This is a genomic window from Paracoccus sp. S1E-3, from assembly GCF_013868135.1.
Classification (GTDB): domain Bacteria; phylum Pseudomonadota; class Alphaproteobacteria; order Rhodobacterales; family Rhodobacteraceae; genus Paracoccus.
The window spans coordinates 1-26,107 of record NZ_JACEMU010000017.1; the positions used below are offsets into that span (position 1 = coordinate 1).

The 26,107-nt window shown below is 63.7% G+C and carries 19 protein-coding genes and 2 tRNA genes; 15 read left to right on the top strand and 6 right to left on the bottom strand.

What is annotated here, in order from left to right:
- The 9 genes from tuf to rplA form a co-directional block, all read left to right on the top strand.
- A partial coding sequence (gene tuf, locus H1S04_RS17305; protein ID WP_181745627.1) for an elongation factor Tu occupies positions 1–1,176 on the top strand: 1,176 nt, incomplete at its 5' end.
- Between the two features lie 465 nt (positions 1,177–1,641).
- The gene (locus tag H1S04_RS17310; protein WP_181746746.1) at positions 1,642–2,031 is read left to right on the top strand and encodes a VOC family protein; all 390 of its coding nucleotides are present in this window, start codon (positions 1,642–1,644) and stop codon (positions 2,029–2,031) included.
- 126 nt (positions 2,032–2,157) lie between these two features.
- The gene (locus tag H1S04_RS17315) at positions 2,158–2,826 is read left to right on the top strand and encodes a CatB-related O-acetyltransferase (protein WP_181746747.1); all 669 of its coding nucleotides are present in this window, start codon (positions 2,158–2,160) and stop codon (positions 2,824–2,826) included.
- A 46-nt stretch (positions 2,827–2,872) separates the two neighbouring features.
- Positions 2,873–4,756, top strand: a complete 1,884-nt coding sequence (locus tag H1S04_RS17320) for an ABC transporter ATP-binding protein (protein ID WP_181746748.1) — start codon at positions 2,873–2,875, stop codon at positions 4,754–4,756.
- An 86-nt stretch (positions 4,757–4,842) separates the two neighbouring features.
- Positions 4,843–4,918: transfer RNA gene (locus H1S04_RS17325), tRNA-Trp, on the top strand.
- Between the two features lie 170 nt (positions 4,919–5,088).
- On the top strand, positions 5,089–5,280 hold the full coding sequence (gene secE, locus H1S04_RS17330; RefSeq protein ID WP_220185287.1) for a preprotein translocase subunit SecE: 192 nt from the start codon (positions 5,089–5,091) through the stop codon (positions 5,278–5,280).
- 151 nt (positions 5,281–5,431) lie between these two features.
- Complete coding sequence (gene nusG, locus H1S04_RS17335) at positions 5,432–5,971, top strand: transcription termination/antitermination protein NusG (RefSeq protein ID WP_181746749.1); 540 nt, start codon at positions 5,432–5,434, stop codon at positions 5,969–5,971.
- 95 nt (positions 5,972–6,066) lie between these two features.
- Positions 6,067–6,519, top strand: a complete 453-nt coding sequence (gene rplK, locus H1S04_RS17340) for a 50S ribosomal protein L11 (RefSeq protein ID WP_181746750.1) — start codon at positions 6,067–6,069, stop codon at positions 6,517–6,519.
- 3 nt (positions 6,520–6,522) lie between these two features.
- A complete protein-coding gene (rplA, locus tag H1S04_RS17345; RefSeq protein WP_181746751.1) occupies positions 6,523–7,224 on the top strand; it encodes a 50S ribosomal protein L1 in 702 nt (233 codons plus the stop codon).
- A 34-nt stretch (positions 7,225–7,258) separates the two neighbouring features.
- Here rplA and H1S04_RS17350 read toward each other — a convergent pair whose 3' ends face one another.
- Positions 7,259–8,122, bottom strand: a complete 864-nt coding sequence (locus H1S04_RS17350) for a glycosyltransferase (protein ID WP_181746752.1) — start codon at positions 8,120–8,122, stop codon at positions 7,259–7,261.
- A 396-nt stretch (positions 8,123–8,518) separates the two neighbouring features.
- Here H1S04_RS17350 and rplJ point away from each other — a divergent pair, with 396 nt between their 5' ends.
- The 6 genes from rplJ to H1S04_RS17380 all read left to right on the top strand — a co-directional run bounded on the left by rplJ (position 8,519) and on the right by H1S04_RS17380 (position 21,161).
- A complete protein-coding gene (gene rplJ, locus H1S04_RS17355; RefSeq protein ID WP_181746753.1) occupies positions 8,519–9,034 on the top strand; it encodes a 50S ribosomal protein L10 in 516 nt (171 codons plus the stop codon).
- A 66-nt stretch (positions 9,035–9,100) separates the two neighbouring features.
- Complete coding sequence (gene rplL / locus H1S04_RS17360; protein ID WP_181746754.1) at positions 9,101–9,475, top strand: 50S ribosomal protein L7/L12; 375 nt, start codon at positions 9,101–9,103, stop codon at positions 9,473–9,475.
- A 242-nt stretch (positions 9,476–9,717) separates the two neighbouring features.
- Entirely contained in the window at positions 9,718–13,872 is a 4,155-nt protein-coding gene (gene rpoB, locus H1S04_RS17365) for a DNA-directed RNA polymerase subunit beta (RefSeq protein WP_181746755.1), read from the top strand.
- Between the two features lie 92 nt (positions 13,873–13,964).
- Positions 13,965–18,212 carry a DNA-directed RNA polymerase subunit beta' gene (gene rpoC, locus H1S04_RS17370; protein WP_181746756.1) on the top strand — a complete coding sequence of 1,416 codons (4,248 nt, stop codon included), beginning with the start codon at positions 13,965–13,967 and terminating at the stop codon, positions 18,210–18,212.
- Between the two features lie 327 nt (positions 18,213–18,539).
- Positions 18,540–20,954, top strand: a complete 2,415-nt coding sequence (gene lon, locus H1S04_RS17375; protein WP_181746757.1) for an endopeptidase La — start codon at positions 18,540–18,542, stop codon at positions 20,952–20,954.
- Between the two features lie 132 nt (positions 20,955–21,086).
- Positions 21,087–21,161 (top strand) — tRNA-Val (locus H1S04_RS17380).
- A gap of 212 nt (positions 21,162–21,373) precedes the next feature.
- Here the strand turns inward: H1S04_RS17380 and H1S04_RS17385 are convergent.
- From H1S04_RS17385 to H1S04_RS17405, 5 genes are all read right to left on the bottom strand, one after another.
- Positions 21,374–21,715: a zinc ribbon domain-containing protein YjdM gene (locus H1S04_RS17385; RefSeq protein ID WP_181746758.1), complete on the bottom strand. Its 342-nt coding sequence runs from the start codon at positions 21,713–21,715 to the stop codon at positions 21,374–21,376.
- A gap of 277 nt (positions 21,716–21,992) precedes the next feature.
- Positions 21,993–23,105: a vWA domain-containing protein gene (locus H1S04_RS17390; protein WP_181746759.1), complete on the bottom strand. Its 1,113-nt coding sequence runs from the start codon at positions 23,103–23,105 to the stop codon at positions 21,993–21,995.
- Between the two features lie 121 nt (positions 23,106–23,226).
- A complete protein-coding gene (locus tag H1S04_RS17395; RefSeq protein ID WP_181746760.1) occupies positions 23,227–24,270 on the bottom strand; it encodes a lysine-2,3-aminomutase-like protein in 1,044 nt (347 codons plus the stop codon).
- Positions 24,271–24,298: 28 nt separating this feature from the next.
- Positions 24,299–24,625, bottom strand: coding sequence for a heat shock protein HspQ (hspQ, locus tag H1S04_RS17400; protein ID WP_181746761.1), 327 nt, complete (start codon positions 24,623–24,625; stop codon positions 24,299–24,301).
- A gap of 104 nt (positions 24,626–24,729) precedes the next feature.
- Positions 24,730–26,052: an AI-2E family transporter gene (locus H1S04_RS17405; protein ID WP_181746762.1), complete on the bottom strand. Its 1,323-nt coding sequence runs from the start codon at positions 26,050–26,052 to the stop codon at positions 24,730–24,732.
- Positions 26,053–26,107: the final 55 nt, after the last annotated feature.

Sequence of the window (26,107 nt, forward strand, 5' to 3'; positions counted from 1 at the left end):
ATGGCAAAAGCTAAGTTTGAACGGACGAAACCGCACGTCAACATCGGGACGATCGGTCACGTTGACCACGGCAAGACGACGCTGACGGCGGCGATCACGAAGTATTTCGGCGAATTCCGTGCCTATGACCAGATTGATGGCGCGCCGGAAGAGAAGGCCCGCGGGATCACCATTTCGACGGCGCATGTGGAATACGAGTCGCCGACCCGTCACTATGCCCATGTGGACTGCCCCGGCCACGCCGACTATGTGAAGAACATGATCACCGGCGCGGCGCAGATGGACGGCGCGATCCTGGTGGTGAACGCGGCCGACGGCCCGATGCCGCAGACGCGCGAGCACATCCTGCTGGGCCGTCAGGTCGGCATTCCCTACATGGTCGTCTACCTGAACAAGGTCGACCAGGTGGATGACGAGGAACTGCTGGAACTGGTCGAGATGGAAGTGCGCGAGCTGCTGAGCTCGTACGACTATCCCGGCGACGACATTCCGATCATCAAGGGCTCGGCTCTGGCGGCGCTGGAAGGCCGTGACCCGGAGATCGGCGAGAACTCGATCAAGGCGCTGATCGAAGCCGTTGACAACTACATCCCGACGCCCGAGCGCGCCGTGGACCAGCCGTTCCTGCTGCCGATCGAAGACGTGTTCTCGATCTCGGGCCGCGGCACGGTTGTGACCGGCCGGATCGAGCGCGGCGCGGTGAACGTCGGCGACGAACTGGAAATCGTGGGCATCCGCGACACCAAGAAGACCACCTGCACCGGCGTGGAAATGTTCCGCAAGCTGCTGGACCGCGGGGAGGCTGGCGACAACGTCGGCGTCCTGCTGCGCGGCATCGACCGTGACGGCGTCGAGCGTGGCCAGGTTCTGGTGAAGCCGAAATCGGTGACCCCGCACACCACCTTCGAAGCCGAGGCCTATATCCTGACCAAGGAAGAAGGCGGCCGCCACACGCCGTTCTTCGCCAACTACCGCCCGCAGTTCTACTTCCGCACCACGGACGTGACCGGGACGGTGAAGCTGCCGGAAGGCACGGAAATGGTGATGCCGGGCGACAACCTGAAGTTCGAGGTCGAGCTGATCGCCCCGATCGCGATGGAAGAAAAGCTGCGCTTCGCCATCCGCGAAGGCGGCCGCACGGTCGGCGCCGGCGTGGTGTCGAAAATCATCAAGTGATCCCCGGCCCTCGGGCCCGCGGAGATCAGGATGGAAAGGCCGCCCGACAGGGCGGCCTTTTTGCGTTGCGGCGGGGCGGCAGCACCCGTCATCCGCATCCCGTTCCACAGACCTTCTGGTTTTGCGCCAAACATAATGACGATGCGGCTGGAGCCCCGGAGGATCAGGACGGCTTCACGCTGCTTTCGTGGTCGTGCAGGACCGGGGAGGCTTTGGGGATGCTGCCGTTATCGGGCCTGCGCTTCGGCGCAATGATCGACGGTCGTCATATCGGCACTTACCCGTGCGTGCTGCTGGCGCTGGCAGCCCGTGGCTGTCGCGCGGGGCGGCGGTTCTTCGGCACGAGACGCGTGCGGGGGCAGCCCGCCGTCGCTGCGCGCGGTGCAGCGCGGACGGCATTCTGCTGACGCGAACTGTCAGCAGCGCAGAGCCATCATTCCGGGGGTTCAATGACAGGAGTATCACATGATTGACCATATCGGATTGTCGGTGACGGATCTGGACAAGGCGCGGGCCTTTTATCTGGCGGCGCTGCGGCCGCTGGGGATCGGCATCGTGATGGAGGTGACCGAGGAGATGACCGGCGGCCACGGCGCGCATCTGGGCCTCGGGCGCGACGGCAATCCGTTCTTCTGGATCGGCACCGGCAAGGCCCCGACGACGGGCTGCCACGTCGCTTTCTCGGCCGCCGATCAGGCGGCGGTTGACGCCTTCCACAAGGCGGCGATGGCGGCGGGGGGCCGTGACAACGGTGCGCCGGGGCCGCGCCCGGAATACAGCCCCGGCTATTACGCGGCCTTCGTGCTGGACCCCGACGGCAACAATATCGAGGCTGTCTTCCACGGTGCGGCCTGAGGGCAGGCAGGCCGTATCTTGCCCTTCGGGCCACTCTACGCTAGTCTGCAGCCAGCAGAAGGAGTTGTCGCCATGGATCGCCCGCAAATCTGACCCCCTTACCGGACGGATTTGAAAGGATTTTCCATGAAAGAGACTGTTCTTGATGCGGCCTTGCCCCATCCCATGCATCTTCCGAATGGCCAGCTCAATACCGGGCTGGTGCATCTGAATCGGGTGATCGCCCATCCCAATATCGAGATCGGCGATTTCACCTATGCCAGCAGCTTCGATCCGCCGCAGGATTGGGCGGCGCGGCTGGTGCCCTATCTTTATCCGGGGGCGCCCGAACGGCTGGTGATCGGGCGCTTCTGCCAGATCGCCCATGGCGTGCGGATCATCACCGATTCCGCCAACCATCCGATGCGGGGAATCTCAACCTATCCGTTCGCGATCTTTGATCCGTCGCGGCTGCGTGCCTATGTCGATCAGCTGGGCGGGCTGCGCGACACCGTGATCGGCCATGATGTCTGGATCGGGGACGGGGCGGTGATCCTGCCCGGCGCCCGGATCGGCAGCGGTGCAATCATCGGCGCGGGCGCCGTCGTCGGCGGCGAGGTGCCTGATTACGCGGTGGTCGCCGGCAATCCCGGCCGGGTGATCCGACGACGCTTTGACTCGGCCAGGATTGCCCGGCTCATGGCGCTCGGCTGGTGGGATTGGCCGCTCGACCGGATCGAGGCCGCGATTCCGGCGCTGGCGGCCGCCGATCTGGACGCGCTGGAAGCTCTCGCCGCCCGAGCGCGGCATGACTGACGTGAAAGACCCCGGCACGCGCCGGGCCCGCTGAACGAGGTGAATGATGTTTCGCTGGTTTGAAAGCCGGCTCGATCCCTATCCGGTCGAGCCGCCACGCATGCCCCCGCGCAGCTTCTGGGGTTTTCTGCTGCACTATTCGCGCGGCGCGCTGCCGTGGCTGGTGATGCTGGCGCTGATCTCGGGTCTGATCGCGATGATCGAACTGTCGCTGTTCGGCTATCTCGGCGATCTGGTGAACCGCCTGTCCGACACCCCCCGCGACCAGTTCTGGCAGGTCGAGGGCACACGGCTGGCGATCATGGCCTTCGTGCTGCTGGTGGTGTTTCCGGGTCTGGGCGCGCTTGGTAGCCTTATCATGCACCAGACCCTGCTTGGCAATTTCCCGCAGCGCATCCGCTGGCAGGCGCATCGCTACCTGCTGCGCCAGTCGGTCGGCTATTTTCAGGACGAGTTCGCCGGCCGGATCGCGCAGCGGCTGATGCAGACGGCGCTGGCGGTGCGCGAAGTGGCGATGAAGATCATGGATGTGGCATCCTATGTCATCATCTATTTCCTCGGCGCGCTGGCGCTGGCGGCCAGTCAGGACTGGCGGCTGGCGCTGCCCTTCGTGGCCTGGGGGATCGCCTACGGGATCATGCTGTGGCAGATCGTGCCGCGTCTGGGCAGGGTGGCGCAGGAACAGGCGGATGCGCGCTCGGCGATGACGGGGCAGGTGGTCGACAGCTATACCAATATCGCCACCGTCAAGCTGTTCTCGCATTCCGACCGCGAGGAGCGCTGGATGCGCGCAGGCATGGACGGCTTCCTGCAGACGGTTTACCGCCAGATGCGGCTGTCGGCCCTGCAGGACGTGCTGCTGACGACGATGAATGTGTTGCTGGTGGCCGCCGTTACTGGTGTGGGCCTGATGCTGTGGACGCGCGGACTGGTCAGCGTCGGCGCAGTTGCGGTGGCGGTGCCGCTGGCGCTGCGGCTGAACAACATGTCACATTGGATCATGTGGGAATTCGCGGCGCTGTTTGAAAATGTCGGCACCGTGCGCGACGGAATTTCGTCGCTGGCGATCCCGCGCATGGTGCAGGATGCGCCGGGCGCCAGGCCGCTGGTGGCGGGGCCGGGCGCGGTGCGCTTCGACAACGTGACCTTCCGCTATGGCGCCGACGAGGCCGACCGTCCGCTGGCGGTGCTGGACGACCTGACCCTGCATATCGCGCCGGGCGAGCGGGTCGGCCTGATCGGCCGGTCGGGGGCGGGAAAATCGACACTGGTGAACCTGCTGCTGCGCTTCCACGATGTTGAAAGCGGGACCATCACCATCGATGGGCAGGACGTGTCCAGGGTGACGCAGGACAGCCTGCGGGCCGCCATCGGGGTGGTGACGCAGGACAGCAGCCTGCTGCACCGTTCCGTACGCGACAACATCGCCTACGGTCGCCCCGATGCCTCCGAGGAGGAGATCGAGCGCGCCGTCTTCCTGGCGGAGGCGCAGGGCTTCGTCCCCGATCTGGCCGACAGCCACGGCCGGCGCGGGCTGGAAGCTCATGTCGGTGAGCGCGGCGTCAAGCTGTCGGGCGGTCAGCGCCAGCGGATCGCGATTGCGCGGGTGGCGCTGAAGGATGCGCCGATCCTCGTGCTGGACGAGGCGACTTCGGCGCTCGACAGCGAGGCCGAGGCGGCCATCCAGTCGCGTCTGGACCTGCTGATGGAAGGCAAGACAGTGATCGCCATCGCGCATCGGCTGTCGACCATCGCGGCCATGGACCGGCTGATCGTGCTCGATCAGGGCCGAATCGCCGAACAGGGCACCCATGCCGAATTGCTGGCGGCGAACGGGATTTATTCCCGGCTCTGGGCGCGGCAGTCGGGCGGCTTTCTGGTTGCTGATGATGCCGACGAGGTTGCGGGCAAGGTCGACGCGGCCGAGTAATCCCTGCGCATCGCGACGCTTTCCTGTCGCGATGCGTTCTCCCCTTGCGCCCTGCGGAAAACCGCACTAATCAGGCGCCGCGGCTTAGGGGTTTAGCTCAGTTGGTAGAGCATCGGTCTCCAAAACCGAGGGTCGTGGGTTCGAGTCCCCCAACCCCTGCCAGCCGCATCAGACAGCGCCACAGGCGCCCCGTCGCCGGACTCTCCTTTCCCGTCTTCTCCCTCCGCAAGGGTCGCGCGATTGCTGTATGGGGGTGGGCGCGGCGCGTTTGCGGTGGCTTGAAACCCCCCGCGCTTCGGTTTATCTGACCGGCTGCAACACCGAGGATATCCATGGCCAATCCCGTCCAGTTTCTTTCCCAGGTCCGCGCCGAGGCCGCCAAGATCAGCTGGCCCACCCGGCGCGAAGTGGTGACGACCACCATCATGGTCTTCATCATGGCCACGCTGGCCTCGATCTTCTTCTTCCTTGTCGACCTGGCCATTCGGACCGGTCTGGCGTGGCTGGTCGGCCTCACCGGCTGACGGGGTTGCATTCAGGACCGGGCGGCTGTATCCCCGCGCGGACGGTCCGGATGACGGCGTGCACGATTCGTTGCGCGCCGGTTTCATTTTCGGGCTGAACAGAATCATCCGGACGGCCTGGCCGTCCGACGAATCAGAGGTCGATCGGAACATGGCAAAACGTTGGTATTCGGTCAGCGTCCTGTCGAACTTCGAAAAGAAGGTCGCCGAGGCGATCCGTCAGGCCGTGGTCGAAAAGGCGCTGGAAGACCAGATCGACGAAGTGCTGGTCCCCACCGAGGAGGTGATCGAGATCCGGCGCGGCAAGAAGGTCACCTCCGAGCGCCGCTTCATGCCCGGCTATGTGCTGGTGCGGATGGAGCTGAACGACCGCACCTATCACCTGGTCAACTCGATCAACCGGGTGACCGGGTTTCTGGGCCAGCAGGGCAAGCCCTCGCCCATGCGCGACGACGAGGTGAACCTGATCCTGCACCGCACCGGTGAGGGCGGGGCCGAGGTTGCGCCGCGCAACCTGATCCGTTTCGACATCGGCGAGACGGTGAACGTGACCGATGGCCCGTTCGAAGGCTTCTCGGGCACCGTGGAAGAAGTCGACGACGCCGCCAACCGCATCAAGGTCACGGTGTCGATCTTCGGCCGGCCGACGCCGGTCGAACTGGAATTCACGCAGGTGTCGAAAACCGCCTGACGTGATGTCGTGGGAGGTCCGGGCATCCACCCGGCCGGACCACTAAGTCTGGGCCTGACCATGTCGGTCGGGCACGATGATAAGGAGAGGGCCAGATGGCCAAGAAAGTAGTCGGGCAGCTGAAGCTGCAAATCAAGGCGCAGGAAGCTACGCCTTCGCCGCCGGTCGGCCCTGCACTGGGTCAGCGCGGCATCAACATCATGGAATTCTGCAAGGCCTTCAACGCCAAGACGCAGGAAATGGTCAAGGGTTCGCCTGTTCCGGTCGTGATCACCTATTACGCCGACAAGTCGTTCACCTTCGAGACCAAGACCTCGCCCGCGTCCTATCTGCTGAAGCAGGCCGCCGGCCTGAAGCCGCAGGGCAAGCGCAACCGCGCCAAGGGCTCGGAAAAGCCCGGTCGCACGACCGCCGGCACCGTGACCAGCAAGCAGGTTCGCGAAATCGCCGAGCTGAAGATGAAAGACCTGTCCGCGAACAGCGTCGAGGAAGCGATGAAGATCATCGCCGGTTCGGCCCGTTCGATCGGTATCGAGGTGAAAGGCTGAGCCATGGCGAAGATTGCAAAGAAAAAAGCTGCGGCTCGTGCTGCCTTCGAAGGCAAAGCCAACCTGAGCGTTGCGGACGCCGTCAAGCTGGTGAAGGAAGCCGCCTCGGCGAAATTCGATGAGACCATCGAAATCGCGATGAACCTGGGTGTTGACCCGCGCCATGCCGACCAGATGGTCCGCGGCGTGGTCCAGTTGCCCGCCGGCACCGGCAAGGACGTTCGCGTCGCCGTGTTCGCCCGTGGCCCCAAGGCTGATGAAGCCAAGGCCGCCGGGGCGGAAGTCGTCGGTGCGGAAGACCTGCTGGAATCGATCCAGGGCGGCAAGCTCGACTTCGATCGCGTCATCGCCACCCCGGACATGATGCCGCTGGTCGGCCGTCTGGGCAAGATCCTCGGCCCGCGCAACCTGATGCCGAACCCCAAGGTCGGCACCGTGACCATGGACGTGGCGCAAGCCGTTGCCGCCGCCAAGGGCGGTGAGGTCCAGTTCAAGGCCGAAAAGGCCGGTGTCGTCCATGCCGGCATCGGCAAGGTCAGCTTCGACGCCGACAAGATCGCCGAAAACGTCCGCGCTTTCGTCGAGGCCGTGAACCGCGCCAAGCCGACCGGTGCCAAGGGCACCTATGTCAAGAAGGTCTCGATCAGCTCGACCATGGGTCCGGGCGTGTCGATCGACGTGGCCGACGCGGTCGCCGCGCAGTAATCCGCGCGCGCTGCAGAAACAGGAAGCCCCGGTCTCAGACCGGGGCTTTTTCCGTTGAGGACGCGTCCGGTGCTGGCGGCGCCGACAGGGACGGGGCGTTCTGGATGATGCGGGTGAAATGTTCGGGGCGCAGGTCGTTGAAGCCGGCGCGCACGGCCTGCAGGAACCTGCGCTTGCGGTCGCCGAAGCGGTATTCGTGATCGGCCTTGGCCTCGGCGAGCTTCTTGTTCTGTGCTGCAATCGTGTCGGACTGGAGATGCGCGGTGTGGATATAGGCCAACGGCCAGGGCAGGTTCAGCGAGGGGAACATCCGATGATGGCCGCGATGCATCAGCGCATAGGGATTTCGGATATGTCCCGGCCCGTTCACGATGGCGAAGCCGATGGCGATATAGGGCTCGAACTTGGCCAGCAGATGCGGGCCATCTGCGCCGTCCATCAGAAACAGGCCGGTCGGGCGGCTGATGATGGAATTCTGGGGGACGCGGTCCATATGCTCATGCAGGGTGGCCACGAAATCGGTCGACAAGGCATCGTCGTCATCCAGCCGGAAATGCAGGGTCCGGTCGGCCTGCACGCTGTCCTGCCGGGCCATCCAGGGGTGGATGGCATCGTTGATATGCGGCGCCGTGTCATAGACGATCTCGATCTGCGGGATGGCCTGGGTCGCCTGCTTCAGACGTTGCTGATAGGGTTCGGGCAGTTCGGGCGAGGTGAAGATCGCGAAGCGGAAATCCTGATCGCTTTGCCATTTCAGCGAGGGCAGGCAGATCTTTTCGAAGAAATAGAACCGCTCCTCAAGCCGCTCGGGGGTATAGAGCACGCTTTTGCGGTATTCGAGATCGTCATGCTGCCGCGCGAGCCTGACATCGCTGCGGCCGAGATAGGAAAATCGCATATACCCGAATATGCGGGTCGTTGACATGGGGGCGCCCTGCTTCATAAGGTCCTTATCCCGGCCTAACATGGCCCAACCGGCAAGAAAAGCACCGCGCGGGGCGGATTCCGAGCGTTAATCGAACGCCTGCCCAGCGAGCTGTTGCATTCGTCTCCTTCAAGGCTTAAGTGAAGCGCTTCAGGCGGACGGGCGATTCGTTTCGTCAGCCTGTTCCTGTCCGAGACGGAGGGTGCCGCTTGCGGCTTAATGTCCTTCCCGAGATGGAAATCGAGACCATTTTTCCGGGGCTCTCCTCGGGTGATCTCGGGTCCATCGTCGACGGACCCGGCCCTTGGCTTCCTGAAGCCGGGGGGAAGTGAGAGCCGGGGGCTTTGGCCCCCAAACTTGGAGTAAACCGTGGATAGAGCGCAAAAAGAACAGGTGGTCGAAGAACTCGGCCAGATCTTTGATGGCTCTGGCGTCGTGGTGGTTGCCCGCTACGAAGGGATGACGGTTGCACAAATGCAGGACCTCCGTGCGCGCATGCGCGCTGAAGGCGGGTCCGTTCGCGTTGCCAAGAACAGGCTCGCCAAGATCGCCCTGGAAGGTAAGCCTTGCGCAAGCATCGCCGATTACCTGACGGGTATGACCGTGCTGTCCTATTCGGAAGATCCCGTGGCTGCTGCCCGGATCGCCGATAAATACGCCAAGGATAACGACAAGTTCGTGATCCTGGGCGGTGCCATGGGCGACACGGCGCTTGATCCGGCCGGTGTGAAAGCCGTTGCCGCCATGCCGTCGCGCGAGGAGCTTATCGCTTCGATCGTGGCCAGCATTGGCGCACCTGCTTCCAACATCGCCGGTGCGATTGGCGCACCTGCTTCGAACATCGCGGGCATCCTCACGACGCTCGAAGAGCGCGAAGCTGCCTGATGCAACCCATTCCCGACGTGTGGCTGATGTCCGACGTTGGAAAACTAAACTGGAAAGAACGGAAAAATGGCTGATCTGAAAAAACTCGCCGAAGAAATCGTGGGCCTGACCCTGCTGGAAGCCCAGGAACTGAAGACCATCCTGAAGGATGAATACGGCATCGAGCCCGCCGCCGGCGGCGCTGTCATGATGGCTGGCCCGGCTGCTGGTGCTGCCGAAGCCGCTGAAGAAAAGACCGAATTCGACGTCGTCCTGACCGACGCCGGCGCCAACAAGATCAACGTGATCAAGGAAGTGCGCGCCATCACCGGTCTGGGCCTGAAAGAAGCCAAGGACCTGGTCGAAGCCGGCGGCAAAGTCAAAGAAGGCGTGTCGAAGGCCGAAGCCGACGACATGAAGAAAAAGCTGGAAGAAGCCGGCGCCAAGGTTGAACTGAAGTAACTCGGTTCCTTTGGGTTCGAAAATTGGCAGGGTCCGGGAATTTCCCGGTCCCTGCCGAACCTGTCTTGAAGGACGCTGATTGAGTGCCTAAATGGCATCAGCTTCCCTCAGGGCATGTTCAGGTTCGGGAGCCGCACGGTGGGACGCGCGGCAGGTATTGAGCTGGAACCCCTGACATTCGCAGACCGCACGCTCCGGGCCCCGACGGTGCGTGCGCGTCAAGACGAAAGGTGCAAGACCCCATGGCGCAGTCCTATGTCGGCCAGAAGCGCATCCGGCGCAATTATGGCAACATTCGCGAAGTTCTTGAAATGCCGAACCTCATCGAGGTTCAGAAATCCTCTTATGACCTGTTCCTGAACTCGGGCGACGGTGCCAAGCACACCGACGGCGAGGGGATTCAGGGTGTTTTCCAGTCGGTCTTCCCGATCAAGGATTTCAACGAGACCGCGACGCTGGAATTCGTGAAATACGAGCTGGAAAAGCCGAAATACGACGTGGACGAGTGCCAGCAGCGCGACATGACCTATGCGGCGCCGCTGAAAGTCACCCTGCGCCTGATCGTGTTCGATGTCGACGAAAATACCGGCGCCAAGTCGGTCAAGGACATCAAGGAGCAGGACGTGTTCATGGGCGATATGCCCCTGATGACGCAGAACGGGACGTTCATCGTGAACGGCACCGAACGGGTGGTCGTGTCGCAGATGCACCGCTCGCCGGGCGTGTTCTATGACCACGACCGCGGCAAGACCCATTCCTCGGGCAAGCTGCTGTTCGCCTGCCGCATCATTCCCTATCGCGGCAGCTGGCTGGACTTCGAATTCGATGCCAAGGACCTGGTCTTCGCGCGCATCGACCGCCGCCGGAAGCTGCCGGTGACGACGCTGCTCTATGCGCTTGGTATGGATCAGGAAGGCATCATGGACGCCTTCTACAAGACTGTGACCTTCTCCCTGCGTCGGGCGAAGAAAGGGGTCGAGGGCGGCTGGGTCACGCGCTTCTTCCCCGAGCGCATGCGCGGTTCGCGCCCGACCTTCGATCTGGTGAACGCCGAGACCGGTGAAGTCATCACCAAGGCCGGCGACAAGGTCACGCCCCGTCAGGTCAAGCAGCTGCTGGAAGGCGGGAAAAGCATCGACCTGCTGGTCCCGTTCGAACAGATCGTCGGCCGTTACGTGGCCAAGGATATCGTCAACGACACCACCGGCTTCATCTATGCCGAAGCGGGCGACGAGATCACCGCCGAATACAACAAGGATGGCGAACTGTCGGGCGGCGTGCTGAAGACGCTGCTGGACAACGACATCACCGAGATCCCGGTTCTGGACATCGATAACGTCAACGTGGGCGCCTATATCCGCAACACGATGGCGGCCGACAAGAACATGAACCGCGATCAGGCGCTGATGGACATCTACCGGGTCATGCGGCCGGGCGAGCCGCCGACCGTGGAAGCGGCCTCGACCATGTTCGACAGCCTGTTCTTCGACAGCGAGCGTTACGATCTGTCCGCCGTGGGCCGCGTCAAGATGAACATGCGTCTGGATCTGGATGCGCCGGACACCCAGCGCACGCTGCGCCCGGATGACATCGTGGCCTGTATCCGTGGCCTGGTGGAACTGCGCGACGGCAAGGGCGAGATCGACGATATCGACCATCTCGGCAACCGCCGGGTGCGCTCGGTCGGCGAGCTGATGGAGAATCAGTATCGCGTCGGCCTGCTGCGCATGGAACGCGCCATCCGCGAACGCATGTCGGGTGTCGAGATCGACACGGTGATGCCGCAGGACCTGATCAACGCCAAGCCGGCGGCGGCGGCGGTGCGTGAATTCTTCGGCTCCTCGCAGCTGTCGCAGTTCATGGACCAGACCAACCCGCTGTCGGAAGTGACCCACAAGCGTCGTCTGTCGGCGCTCGGGCCGGGCGGTCTGACGCGTGAGCGTGCAGGCTTCGAGGTGCGCGACGTGCACCCGACCCATTATGGCCGGATGTGCCCGATCGAAACGCCGGAAGGCCAGAACATCGGCCTCATCAACTCGCTGGCCACCTTCGCCCGCGTGAACAAATACGGCTTCATCGAAACCCCCTACCGCAAGGTGGTGGACGGTCAGGTGACCGACAACGTGGTCTATATGTCCGCGACCGAGGAAATGCGTCACACCGTGGCGCAGGCCAACGCGACGCTGGATTCGGACGGTAAGTTCGTGGACGAGCTGATCTCGACCCGTCAGGCCGGGGACTTCACGCTGAACCCGGTCGATGCGATCGATCTGATCGACGTGTCGCCGAAGCAGCTGGTCTCGGTCGCCGCGGCGCTGATTCCGTTCCTTGAGAACGACGACGCCAACCGCGCGCTGATGGGCGCCAACATGCAGCGCCAGGCGGTTCCGCTTCTGCGGGCCGAGGCGCCCTTCGTCGGCACCGGCATGGAAGCCACGGTGGCCCGCGATTCCGGCGCCGCCATCATGGCCCGCCGCGGCGGTGTCATCGACCAGGTCGACGCGCAGCGGATCGTTGTGCGCGCCACCGAGGATCTGGGCGCGGGCGATGCCGGCGTGGACATCTATCGTCTGCGCAAGTTCAAGCGTTCGAACCAGTCCTCGACCATCAACCAGCGTCCGCTGGTGAAGGTGGGCGAGAAGGTGATGAAGGATCAGGTGATCGCTGACGGTCCCTCGACCGATCAGGGCGAACTGGCCATCGGCCGGAACGTCATCGTCGCCTTCATGCCCTGGAACGGCTACAACTATGAAGACTCGGTGCTGATTTCCGAACGGATCCACCGCGACGACGTCTATACCTCGATCCATATCGACGAATACGAAGTCGCCGCCCGCGATACCAAGCTGGGGCCGGAAGAAATCACCCGCGACATCCCGAATGTCGGCGAAGAAGCGCTGCGCAACCTCGACGAGGCTGGCATCGTCTATATCGGCGCCGAGGTCGGTCCGGGCGACATCCTTGTGGGCAAGATCACCCCCAAGGGCGAAAGCCCGATGACGCCGGAAGAAAAGCTTCTGCGCGCCATCTTCGGCGAAAAGGCGTCGGACGTGCGCGATACCTCGCTGCGGCTGCCGCCGGGGGCTTCGGGCACCATCGTCGAGGTCCGCGTGTTCAACCGCCACGGCGTCGACAAGGACGAGCGTGCGCTGCAGATCGAGCGTGAAGAAGTCGAACGCCTGTCGCGCGACCGCGACGACGAGCTGGCGATTCTGGAGCGCAACATCTATGCGCGCCTGAAGACGCTGATCTCGGGCAAGACCGCCGTGAAGGGTCCGAAGGGCATCAAGGCGAACAGCACCGTCGATGACGATCTGCTCGGCTCGATCTCGCGCGGGCTGTGGTGGCAGTTGGCCATCGGCGACGAGGACACCGCCAAGGAGGTCGAGGCGCTGCACGACCAGTTCAACGCCCAGAAGAAGGCCCTTGAGGCCCGCTTCGAGGACAAGGTCGAGAAGGTCCGTCAGGGCGACGACCTGCCTCCGGGCGTGATGAAGATGGTCAAGGTCTTCGTCGCGGTGAAGCGCAAGCTGCAGGCCGGCGACAAGATGGCCGGTCGTCACGGCAACAAGGGTGTGGTGTCCAAGGTCGTTCCGATCGAAGACATGCCCTTCCTGGCTGACGGCACCGCCGTCGATATCGTGCTGAACCCGCTGGGCGTGCCCTCGCGCATGAATGTCGGTCAGATCCTGGAAACCCATATGGGCTGGGCCGCGCGCGGTCTGGGGATCAAGATCGACGAGGCGCTGGAAGCCTTCCGCAACGGGTCGGGCGATATGGCCGGCGTGCGCGATGCCATGAAGAACGGTTACGGCGACGAGATGTATGCCCAGACCTTCGAGGGCATGGCGGACGAACAGCTGCTGGAACACGCCAATGCCGTGCGCACGGGCGTTCCCATCGCCACCCCGGTCTTCGACGGCGCCAAGGAAGGCGACGTGAACGACGCGCTGCGCCGTGCGGGCTTCGACACTTCGGGTCAGTCGGTCGTCTATGACGGCCGCACCGGCGAGGCCTTTGCACGCCCGGTCACCGTCGGCGTGAAGTATTACCTGAAGCTGCATCACCTTGTTGATGACAAGATGCATGCGCGCTCGACCGGTCCCTACTCGCTTGTGACCCAGCAGCCGCTGGGTGGTAAGGCGCAGTTCGGTGGTCAGCGTCTGGGTGAGATGGAGGTCTGGGCGCTGGAAGCCTATGGCGCCGCCTATACCCTGCAGGAAATGCTGACGGTGAAGTCGGACGACGTGGCGGGCCGGACCAAGGTCTATGAAAGCATCGTCAAGGGCGAGGACAATTTCGAGGCAGGCGTCCCGGAATCGTTCAACGTTCTTGTCAAAGAGGTCCGGGGTCTGGGCCTCAACATGGAACTCCTGGATGCGGAGGAGGACGAGTAAGCGCGTCCGGCCCCGCATCCTGCGAAATCTCGCGGGATGCGTGGCCCCTACGCGTCTCTCATCCCTCCCGCGCCCCTCATTAGGAATTGAAAATGAACCAGGAACTCGCCACCAATCCGTTGAACCCGCTGGCCCAGCCGCGGCAGTTCGACGAAATCAAGATCTCGCTCGCGTCCCCCGAGGAAATCCTCGCGTGGTCCTATGGCGAGGTGAAGAAGCCCGAAACCATCAATTACCGCACGTTCAAGCCCGAGCGTGACGGTCTGTTCTGCGCGCGCATCTTTGGCCCGATCAAGGACTATGAATGCCTGTGCGGCAAATACAAACGCATGAAATATCGCGGTCTGGTCTGCGAAAAATGCGGCGTGGAAGTGACCCTGCAGAAGGTCCGCCGCGAGCGCATGGGCCATATCGAACTGGCTGCCCCGGTCGCCCATATCTGGTTCCTGAAGTCGCTGCCCTCGCGCATCGGCCTGATGCTGGACATGACGCTGCGCGATCTGGAGCGGATCCTCTATTTCGAAAATTACGTCGTGATCGAGCCGGGTCTGACTGACCTGACCTATGGCCAGCTGCTGACCGAGGAAGAATATCTCGACGCGCAGGACCAGTTCGGCGCCGACGCCTTCCAGGCCGATATCGGGGCCGAGGCGATCCGCGCCATGCTGGCCAATATCGATCTGGCGGCCACCGCCGATCAGCTGCGCGAGGAGCTGAAGGAGGCCACCGGCGAACTGAAGCCGAAGAAGATCATCAAGCGGCTGAAGATCGTCGAGAGCTTCCTGGAATCGGGCAACCGCCCGGAATGGATGGTCATGACCGTGATCCCGGTCATTCCGCCGGAACTGCGTCCGCTGGTTCCGCTGGATGGCGGCCGTTTCGCCACCTCGGACCTGAACGACCTGTATCGCCGGGTCATCAACCGCAACAACCGTCTGAAGCGGCTGATTGAACTGCGCGCCCCCGACATCATCGTCCGCAACGAAAAGCGGATGTTGCAGGAATCGGTGGATGCGCTGTTCGACAACGGCCGCCGCGGCCGGGTCATCACCGGCAACAATCGCCGCCCGCTGAAATCGCTCAGCGACATGCTGAAGGGCAAGCAGGGCCGCTTCCGCCAGAACCTGCTGGGGAAACGGGTCGACTTCTCGGGCCGCTCGGTCATCGTGACCGGGCCGGAACTGAAGCTGCACCAGTGCGGCCTGCCGAAGAAGATGGCCCTGGAGCTGTTCAAGCCGTTCATCTATTCGCGTCTGGAGGCCAAGGGCTATTCCTCGACCGTGAAGCAGGCGAAGAAGCTGGTCGAAAAAGAGCGTCCCGAGGTCTGGGATATCCTGGACGAGGTCATCCGCGAGCACCCGGTTCTGCTGAACCGTGCGCCGACGCTGCACCGTCTGGGTATCCAGGCGTTCGAACCGATCCTGATCGAGGGCAAGGCGATCCAGCTGCACCCGCTGGTCTGCTCGGCCTTCAACGCCGACTTCGACGGCGACCAGATGGCCGTGCACGTCCCGCTGAGCCTTGAGGCCCAGCTGGAAGCGCGCGTGCTGATGATGTCGACGAACAACGTGCTGTCGCCTGCCAACGGCGCGCCGATCATCGTTCCCTCGCAGGACATGATCCTTGGTCTGTATTACACGACCATGATGCGAGAAGGCATGAAGGGTGAGGGCATGTCCTTCACCAGCATCGACGAGGTCGAGCACGCCCTTGCCGCCGGCGAGGTGCATCTGCACGCCAAGATCACCGCGCGTCTGAAGCAGATCGACGATGACGGCAACGAGGTGATGAAGCGTTTTGAAACCACGCCGGGCCGTCTGCGGCTTGGTGCGCTTCTGCCGCAGAACGCCAAGGCGCCGTTCGAACTGGTCAACCGCCTGCTGCGCAAGAAAGACGTGCAGCACGTCATCGACACCGTCTATCGCTACTGCGGCCAGAAAGAGGCCGTGATCTTCAGCGACAAGATCATGGGTCTGGGCTTCCGTGAGGCGTTCCGCGCCGGCATCTCCTTCGGGAAGGACGACATGGTCGTTCCCGACAACAAGTGGGAGATCGTCGAGGAAGTGCAGGATCAGGTGAAGGAGTTCGAACAGCAGTATCTGGACGGCCTCATCACCCAGGGCGAGAAGTACAACAAGGTTGTCGACGCCTGGTCGAAGTGCAACGACCGCGTGACGGACGCCATGATGGCGACGATCTCGAAGGTGCATAAGGACGAGAAGGGTGCCGAAATGGAACCCAACTCGGTCTATATGATGGCCCATTCGGGCGCGCGGGGCTCGGTCACGCAGATGAAGCAGCTTGGCGGGATGCGCGGCCTGATGGCCAAGCCGTCGGGCGAGATCATCGAGACGCCGATCATCTCGAACTTCAAGGAAGGTCTGACCGTTCTTGAATACTTCAACTCGACCCACGGCGCCCGGAAGGGTCTGTCGGATACCGCGTTGAAGACCGCGAACTCGGGCTATCTGACCCGTCGTCTGGTCGACGTGGCGCAGGACTGCATCGTGCGCGAATATGACTGCGGCACCGATCAGGCGATCACCGCTTCGGCGGCGGTCAATGACGGTGAAGTCATCTCGCCGCTTTCCGAGCGCATTCTGGGCCGCACCGCGGCCGAGGACGTGCTGGTGCCCGGCACCGACGAGGTGCTTGTCCGTCAGGGCGAGTTGATCGACGAACGCAAGGCCGACGCGGTCGAGGCGGCGGGCGTGCAGAAGCTGCGCATCCGTTCGGCGCTGACCTGTGAATCGGAAGATGGCGTCTGCGCGCTGTGCTACGGCCGCGACCTGGCCCGTGGCACGCTGGTGAACATCGGTGAAGCGGTCGGCATCATCGCCGCGCAGTCCATCGGCGAACCCGGCACCCAGCTGACGATGCGGACCTTCCACATCGGCGGCGTGGCGCAGGGTGGCCAGCAGTCCTTCACCGCGGCGAACCAGGAAGGCACCGTGGTCTTCGGGAACGCGGCCATCATCACCAACGAAGCCGGTGAGCAGATCGTCATGGCCCGGAACATGACGCTGAACCTGGTGAACAAGCAGGGCGAGCAGATTGCCTCGCACAAGCTGTTCTACGGCTCGAAGCTGCTGGTGAAGGAAGGCGAAGAGGTCGCACGCGGACAGAAACTGTTCGAATGGGACCCCTATACCCTGCCGATCATCGCCGAAAAGGCGGGAACCGCGAAATTCGTCGACCTCATCTCGGGCCTGTCGGTCCGCGACGAGACCGACGACGCGACCGGCATGACCCAGAAGATCGTGACCGATTGGCGCTCGACCCCCAAAGGCGGCGACCTGAAGCCCGAGATCCTGGTCCTCGACGCCGATGGCGAACCGGTCCGCAACGACACCGGCAACCCGGTCACCTACCCGATGTCGGTCGACGCCATTCTGTCGATCGAAGACGGGCAGGAGATCAAGGCCGGTGACGTGGTCGCCCGTATCCCGCGCGAAGGTGCCCGCACCAAGGACATCACCGGCGGTCTGCCGCGTGTGGCCGAACTGTTCGAAGCCCGCCGTCCGAAGGACCACGCCATCATCGCCGAGATCGACGGTTATGTGCGCTTCGGCAAGGACTACAAGAACAAGCGCCGCATCACCATCGAGCCGGCCGAGGAAGGTCTGGACGCCGTCGAATACATGGTGCCGAAAGGCAAGCACATCCCGGTGCAGGAAGGCGACTTCGTGCAGAAGGGTGAGTATATCATGGACGGCAACCCGGCGCCGCATGACATCCTGCGCATCATGGGGATCGAGGCCCTGGCCGACTATCTCATCGACGAGGTGCAGGACGTCTATCGTCTGCAAGGCGTGAAGATCAACGACAAGCACATCGAGGTGATCGTTCGCCAGATGCTGCAGAAGATCGAGATCCTGGACAGCGGCGACACCACGCTGCTGAAAGGCGAACACGTGGAGCGTGACGAGTTCGAGGAAGAGAACGCCAAGATCGTGGCCAAGGGCGGCAAGCCCGCCTCGGGCGAGCCGGTTCTGCTGGGCATCACCAAGGCGTCGCTGCAGACCCGCAGCTTCATCTCGGCGGCGTCCTTCCAGGAAACCACCCGCGTGCTGACCGAGGCTGCCGTTCAGGGCAAGCGCGACAAGCTGGTGGGCCTGAAAGAAAACGTCATCGTCGGCCGGCTGATCCCGGCCGGGACGGGTGGCGCCACCATGCGGCTGAAGAAGATCGCCACCGACCGCGATGCCGAGGTGATCGAAGCGCGCCGCGCCGAGGCCGAAGCGGCCGCAGCCCTGGCCGCGCCGCTGGCCGACGACGTGGTCACCCCGTCCGAAGCCGACGTGGTCTTCGCCGGCGGCCGTGGTGACGGTGACGAATGATCGTGCTGGTTGGTAAGACTGGCTGAAACCGCGGGGGGCTCGTTGCTGACGGGCCCCCCGTTTTCCATTTGCAGAGTGCAAGGCGTGGGAATGTCTGGGCATGTCAGGAGTGTCGCAGGCAGTTCCGGCCCACAGGCGGCCCCAAACCCGTGTGATGCTTACCGGATCTCAATGGTTTTATTGCCGTTTCCACAGGCAGTCCCGCGGCTGCCGAACCAGCTTGCCTGCGGCATTGAAACGCAGGCCGCCAACCCCTAAATCTTGGGGACGCAGGGGGTCCGTATCGCCGATTTCGGGACGCGCGCCCTCGGGCTTGAAAGGAAGAACATGACCGGACTTAATCATTCGCATCCCGTGCTGCCGCTTCGCGACATCGTCGCGTTTCCGCACATGGTCGTGCCGCTGTTCGTCGGTCGCGACAAATCCGTGCGGGCGCTCGAAGCCGTGATGGCCGAGGATCGCCCCATCCTTCTGGCGACCCAGAAGGATGCTTCCGTCGATGAACCGACTGCCGAAGGCATCTACCGCATTGGCGTTTTGGCCAATGTGCTGCAGTTGCTGAAGCTTCCCGACGGCACCGTGAAGGTGCTGGTCGAAGGTCAGCGCCGCGTTGAAATCACCAAATTCCTCGACAATGCCGATTACTTCGAAGCCGAGGCGACCCCGCTGATCGAAGAAGCCGGCGACCCCGATACGGTCACTGCGCTGACCCATGCGGTGGCCGAGGAATTCGAAAAATACGTCAAGGTCCGCAAGAACATCCCCGACGAGGTTGTGTCCACCGTGGCCGAAACCACGGAAGCCGAGCGGCTGGCCGATCTGGTCGCCGGTCATCTGGGCATCGACATCGCCAAGAAGCAGGACCTGCTGGAAACGCTGGTGACGGCGGAACGGCTTGAGAAGGTTTATGGCCTGATGCAGGGCGAAATGTCGGTCCTGCAGGTCGAAAAGAAGATCAAGTCGCGCGTCAAGACCCAGATGGAGAAGACCCAGCGCGAATACTATCTGAATGAGCAGATGAAGGCCATTCAGAAGGAGCTGGGCGACGGCGAGGACGGCGGCAACGAGTTGGCCGAGCTGGAAGAAAAGGTCGCCAAGACCAAGTTCAGCAAGGAAGCCCGTGAAAAGGCCGAATCCGAACTGAAGAAGCTGAAGTCGATGTCGCCGATGTCGGCCGAGGCTACGGTCAGCCGCAACTATCTGGATTGGCTGCTGGCCCTTCCCTGGGGCGTGAAGTCGCGCACCAAGAAGGACCTGACCAAGGCCATCGAGGTTCTGGACGCCGACCATTTCGGCCTTGAAAAGGTCAAGGAACGGATCATCGAATATCTCGCCGTGCAGGCGCGCAGCCAGAAGCTGAAGGGTCCGATCCTCAGCCTCGTGGGTCCTCCGGGCGTTGGCAAGACCTCGCTGGGACGGTCGCTGGCAAAGGCCACGGGACGGGAATTCATCCGCATCTCGCTTGGCGGCGTGCGCGACGAATCCGAGATCCGTGGTCACCGCCGGACCTATATCGGGTCCATGCCCGGCAAGATCATCCAGGCGCTGAAGAAGGCCAAGACGACCAATCCGCTGATCCTGCTCGATGAAATCGACAAGATGGGGCAGGATTTCCGTGGCGACCCGGCTTCGGCGATGCTGGAGGTTCTGGATCCCGAACAGAATTCGACCTTCGTGGACCACTATCTCGAGGTGGAATACGATCTGTCGGACGTGATGTTCGTGACCACGGCCAACAGCTACAACATGCCGGGGCCGCTGCTGGATCGGATGGAGATCATCTCTCTGGCCGGTTACACCGAGGATGAGAAGCGCGAGATCGCGCGCCGTCACCTGCTGCCCAAGCAGATCGCTGCGAACGGTCTTCGGAAGGGCGAATTCACCGTCTCGGACGAGGCGCTGGATCACGTCATCCGCTACTACACCCGCGAGGCCGGTGTCCGTTCGCTGGAGCGCGAGATCGCCAAGCTGGCCCGCAAGGCCGTAACCGAGATCCTGAAGGGCAAGACCAAGACGGTCGAGGTCACGCCCGAGAAGGTCGAGGAATATCTGGGCGTGCGGCGTCACCGCTTTGGTCTGGCCGAGAAGGAAGATCAGGTCGGTGTCGTCACCGGGCTGGCCTGGACGCAGGTGGGTGGCGATCTGCTGCAGATCGAAGCCCTGAAGCTGCCGGGCAAGGGCCGGATGAAGACGACCGGGAAACTGGGCGAGGTGATGAAGGAATCGATCGACGCGGCGTCGTCCTTCGTGCGCTCCATCGCCCCGGAACTGGGCATCAAGCCGCCGGAATTCGAGCGTCGGGACATCCACGTTCACGTTCCCGAAGGCGCGACGCCCAAGGATGGTCCGTCTGCCGGTCTGGCGATGGTGACCTCGGTGGTGTCGGTGATGACGGGCATTCCGGTCCGCAAGGACGTGGCAATGACCGGCGAGGTGACCCTGCGTGGCAACGCGCTGGCGATCGGCGGCCTGAAGGAGAAGCTGCTGGCGGCACTTCGGGGCGGCATCAAGACCGTGCTGATCCCGGAAGACAATGCCAAGGATCTGATCGAGATCCCGGCGAATGTGAAAGAAGGGATGACCATCATCCCGGTCTCGAACGTTCGCGAGGTGTTGAAGCATGCGCTTGTGCGGATGCCTGAACCGGTCGAGTGGGACGAGGCGGCTGAAGAAGCCGCCGAGGCCGCGCGGGTGGCTGAGGCGCGCGGCAACCAGGGCGGGGCCGCGCCGACGGCGCACTGATCCGCTGGAAATGATGGGGGCGCGGGGAAACCCGCGCCTTTTTTCATGGCGGCTTTCGATTGCGGATTTGCGCCGATTTTCGGCCCGAATCCTCTTGCGCAGCCCCGGCTCCACGGCTATCTAGCGCCCCACGGGTGATTAGCTCAGTGGTAGAGCGCTTCGTTCACATCGAAGATGTCAGCGGTTCAAATCCGTTATCACCCACCATCATTCCAAAGGCGCCGCGAGCTTTGCTCCGGCGCCTTTTTCATGGGTCGTGTCCTGTGGGTGGCGGGAATCGGATGATGCCGCCAACGCACAGATGGCGCCAACGGCGTTTGCTCGGGACCACTGCGCTCCGACCCCGTCCAACAGGGACGGTGGCGCATTCCAGACATGCCGTGCGGTGGCCGGGGCGCGGGCTGGCCGGTCGTCGGACGTTACTCGGCCACTTTCTTCACGAATTGCGACTTCAGCCCCATCTGGCCGATGCCGGGGATCTTGCAGTCGATATCGTGGTCGCCGGCAACCAGACGGATGCCGCGCACCTTGGTGCCCACCTTGACCACCAGCGAGGAGCCCTTCACCTTCAGGTCCTTGATCACCGTCACGCTGTCGCCGTCCTGCAGCAGGTTGCCGACGCTGTCGCGGATCTCGGGTGCGGCCTCGTCAACCGCGCCGGGCTGCCATTCATGGCCGCATTCCGGGCAGGTCAGCAGGGCATCCACCTGATAGGTGTAGATCGAGGCGCATTCGGGGCACGGGGGCAAGGTGTCGGTCATGGCATCCTTATACGCGTCCAGCCCCGCCGGGACCAGAGCGGGCGCCCCCGAACTGATGCGCGAGGGCGCCGGTGCGGCGTCGCGCCGGTGGCGTGCAGGCACAGGACTGCCATACCGGTCAGGGGGCGTCTATGTGCCGATCACCGAAGATGTCGATCATGCCGGGGCTGCAGCAACGGCCCCGAATATGTCGCCGGGCAACCCGAGATGGTCGGCCCGGATGCATCCGGGCCGGACCGGAATGGCGACGGGATCGGCTGCGAGCAGCAACCGCGGATCAGCCCAACTGATCCTTCAGCAGCCGTTTGACCGAGGCGTCGAAGCTGTCTGCCTGACCGGGCTGCGCCTGTCTTTCGGCCAGATAGGCGTCTCGCTTGGCGACGAGCGCGACCATTTCCGCCTCGGCCTGCTTGCGGGTTTGCAACTGGGCCTCGACATGGGCGGCGCGTTCGGCTGCGCTCATGCCTTTCAGCGTCTCGCTCAGTTCGGCTTCGGGGACCGCATCCAGCGCGATGTCGCCATTGGCGATATCGGCGACCAGATCGCTGCCGCCGGTCACCGCTTCGCGCCGGCCGCCCTTCTTGGCATAGTAGCTGGAATTGTCCGCACGGGCCGAGGCCGAGGCTGTGGCTCGTTCCGATACCTTGTCGCGGACGGCGGTTTGTTCGGCGGCGGATCCATAGGGCAGGATGGTGGCGTCGATGCGGGACTGGATCTTGATGATCTGGTCGTCATAGGGCGTCTGGATCTGGACGACCTGTCCGCCATCCTGCGGGATCGGATGATACTGGCCGCCGCCCAGCCGGGCCATTTCCTGCCAGTATTCACGGGTCTCGGGGTCGTCGCCGGCCTGAATGGTGTTGACGATGATGCCCTTCCGGCGCGCCTCGGCAATCACCTCGGCATAGCGGGGGCCATCGCGATAATCCATATGCGGCGGCGCATCGCCGACCAGGAAGATGATGCGGCGGGTGTCGGAGCCTTCGGCCCAGTCCTGCCCGCGCACGGCGGCTTCCAGCGCCTCGTTCACCGATTCCGGCGTGTCGCCGCCGCCATCGGCGGTGAAGCGGCGCAGATCGGAATAGAGGCCCTGCATGTCGCTGGTCATGTGATGCGGGCGGATGACATAGGCGTCGCCCCGGTCGCGATAGCCGATCAGCGCCATGCTGATCTCGGCACGCGGGTTCACGTCCAGAATGGTGTTGGTGATCGACCAGATCTTCTGTTTGGCGCCCTCGATCAGGTCCACCATCGAGCCGGTCGTGTCCAGCACGAAGGCCACCTGGATTTTCTGTTGCGGGGCCTGGTTGGCGACCTCCGCCGTGGCCGCGCCGGGCAGCGCCAGCAGCAGAAACAGGGCGAGGGCGGATTTCGGGGGTAACATACGCATTTCATCCTCCACACAAATTGGGGAAAGGATGACATGGCGGCGGAAATGCGCCTAGCGGCGTCCAGCGACCGGGGGCAGGTCTGGCGCGAATGTGACCTCGGCGTGATCGCCGCGCGAGCGCTCAGCGGGTGATGTCGGCGTAATCATGCAGGCGCCCCTGCCAGTCGCGGATGTGCCAGCGGCCGGGGCCGTTCGGCGTCACCGATCCCGAATCGAGCGGCACCTTGCCATAGCCCCCCGGCAGGTCCAGCACATAGGAGGGGATCGCCACGCCCGAAAGATGGCCGCGCAAGGCCTGCATGAGCGCCAGCCCCTCGGCAATGGTGGTGCGGAAATGGCTGGTGCCACGGGCGAGGTCGCAATGGTGCAGATAATACGGCGTGACCCGCAGCGCCGTCAGGCCGCGAAACAGTTCGGCCAGCACGGCGGCATCGTCATTCACCCCGCGCAGCAGCACGCTCTGCGACAGCAGCGCCACGCCCGCGTCGGCGAGGGTGCGGATCGCCCCGCGGGCCTCGGGCGTCAACTCGTCGGGGTGGTTGGTGTGGATGACCACGAAGACGGCTGCCCGGCGGCGCAGCAGGGGCGCCAGCGCAGCGATGCGTTCGGGGGCGACGACGGGGACGCGGCTGTGCAGGCGGATCACCTGCAGATGCGGAATCGCATCCAGCCGGGCCAGCACAGCATCCAGCCGGCGCGGCGACAGCGTCATCGGGTCGCCGCCGGTCAGGATGATCTCGCGCAGGCGCGGGGTGGCGGCGATGTAATCCAGCGCCGCATCCAGCTGGTCGGCGGGCAGGGGGCCTGCCGCGCCCACCACCTCGCGCCGGAAGCAGAAGCGGCAATAGACATCGCAGGTCTGGGTGATGTGCAGGATCGCCCGGTCGGGATAGCGGTGCGTCAGGCCGGGGACGGGGCTGTGGGCGGCATCGCCGATCGGGTCGGCCAGCTCCTCGGGGCGGGTCAGCATCTCGCGCGGATCGGGGACGAACTGGCGGGCGATGCCGGGGGCGTGCTGCTGCATCGCCGGGGTGACCCGGATGCGGAAGCTTTCCGCCACGCGGGCGAGGTCATCGGCCAGGGCCGGATCTGCCAGGCCTGCCTGAATGAGATCCCCGGCCGAGGTCAATGCCGTCGCGGGCAGGGCTTTGGGGGCGCCGTCCATCGGGGTCTCCGCCGCGCGCCTCGGCGCGTCAGTTCAGCGCCGCCTGCAGCGCGTAATAACCGTCATTGAACTCGCCGAACTGGGCGATCAATTCGGGATGCTCCACCGGCTCGCCCGAACTGTCGGCCACCAGATTCTGCTCCGAGACATAGGCGACATAATAGGTCGCCTCGGTTTCGGCATAGAGATGGTAGAAGGGCTGGTCCTTGTTGGGGCGGCTGTCTTCGGGGATGGATTCGTACCATTCCTCGGAATTGGAGAACTCCGGGTCGATATCGAAGACCACACCACGGAAAGGGTGCAGACGATGCCGCACCACCTGGCCGATCATGTATTTCGCCGTTCGCGCTTCCATCACATCCTCGTCGAATTTGAAACTCTTACGACTTCGACGACAAACTGTCCATGGATAGGTGGCCTGGTGGGGCGACGATCACCAGGATTTGCGGCTGCTCTGCATCAGTCGGGTTGCGCCTGCGCGGCCAGAACGCCAGCGGTTTCCGTCCGGGCCTCGGCGAGGGTGTCGGCGGAATCGCCCGCCTCGACGATGTCGCGGGCCTCCTCCTCGTCCTCATCCTCCAGCGCGGGTGGGTCTTCGCCGGCGAGGAAATTGCCGAATTTCTCCAGCCCCGGAATATGGTCGGCCAGCACCTTCATCACCACCAGCATCGGCACCGCCACGACCATGCCCAGCACCGACCACAGCCACGCCCACAGCGCCACGGTGATGAAGACCACCACCGTGTTCAGTTGCAGCTTGCGCGAGACGAAATAGGGCGTGACCAGCTGTCCCTCGATCGAGGTCAGCCCGAGATAGGTCAGCGCCACCATGAAGGGGGTAAAGATGTCGCTGAAGGTGATCAGCGCCACCACGAAGGACGCCGCAACCCCGGTCACTGCCCCCAGATAGGGGATGAAATTCAGGATGAACGCCGCCACTCCCCACAGAAGCGGCTGCGGCATCTGCCAGATCCACATCGCGACGGCGACACAGATCCCCAGCCCCGCATTGATCAGCGTGATCGCCCCCAGATAGGACCCGAGCGAGCTTTCGATCTCGCGCAGCGCCATATAGGCGGCGCGCTTTTCCTTCAGCGTGTCAAAGCTTTGCACGATCTTCAGATACATCAGATCGCCCGAGGCGAGCAGGAAGAACAGCAGGAACAGGGTGAAGACGATCTGCCCCACGACCGACGGCCCCGCCGACATCAGGGTCTGAAGCGTCGAACTGGAGTTGGTGTCGACCTGCACCTGGATCGGCGCCCTGCCCGGTTCGGGCGTGGCGACGACATCGCTCGCCGCCTCGGTGATGGCGTCGGGGGGCGGCGGGGGCGGGGCGTCGCGGCTGCCGCCTGTCATCTCCTCCAGCTTGGCTGCGGCCTGCTCCAGCGGCTTGATGTTTTCGCGCAGATCGCGAAGCCGCTCCTCCAGCCGGCCCGAGATCTGGTCGCTGTCTTCGACGATGTCGCTGATCGGGCCAGAGATGAAATAGCCCAGCACCACGACAAGCGCGACCATCCCCAGCGTCACCACCGCGGCCGTGACCGAGGCGTTGAAACCGAGCCTGCTCATCAGCCGTCGGAAGGGGACGAAGACGAAGAACAGCAGCACCCCAAGCGTCACCGGCATCAGGAAGGCGGCCGCCTCGGTGACGAAATAGAACAGCATCATCAGAAAAATGCCGATGATCGCCCAACGCGGCACCAGCGGCGGCTTTGCCTCCTCGTCGCGGGCGAAGGTCGGGAAGCGGTGTTCGGTCGTATAGCGCGCCTGGGGTGGCATCGGGTTCTCCGGTCAAACTCGCGCCAGCCTAACGCAAAACGCGACCCGAGGGGTC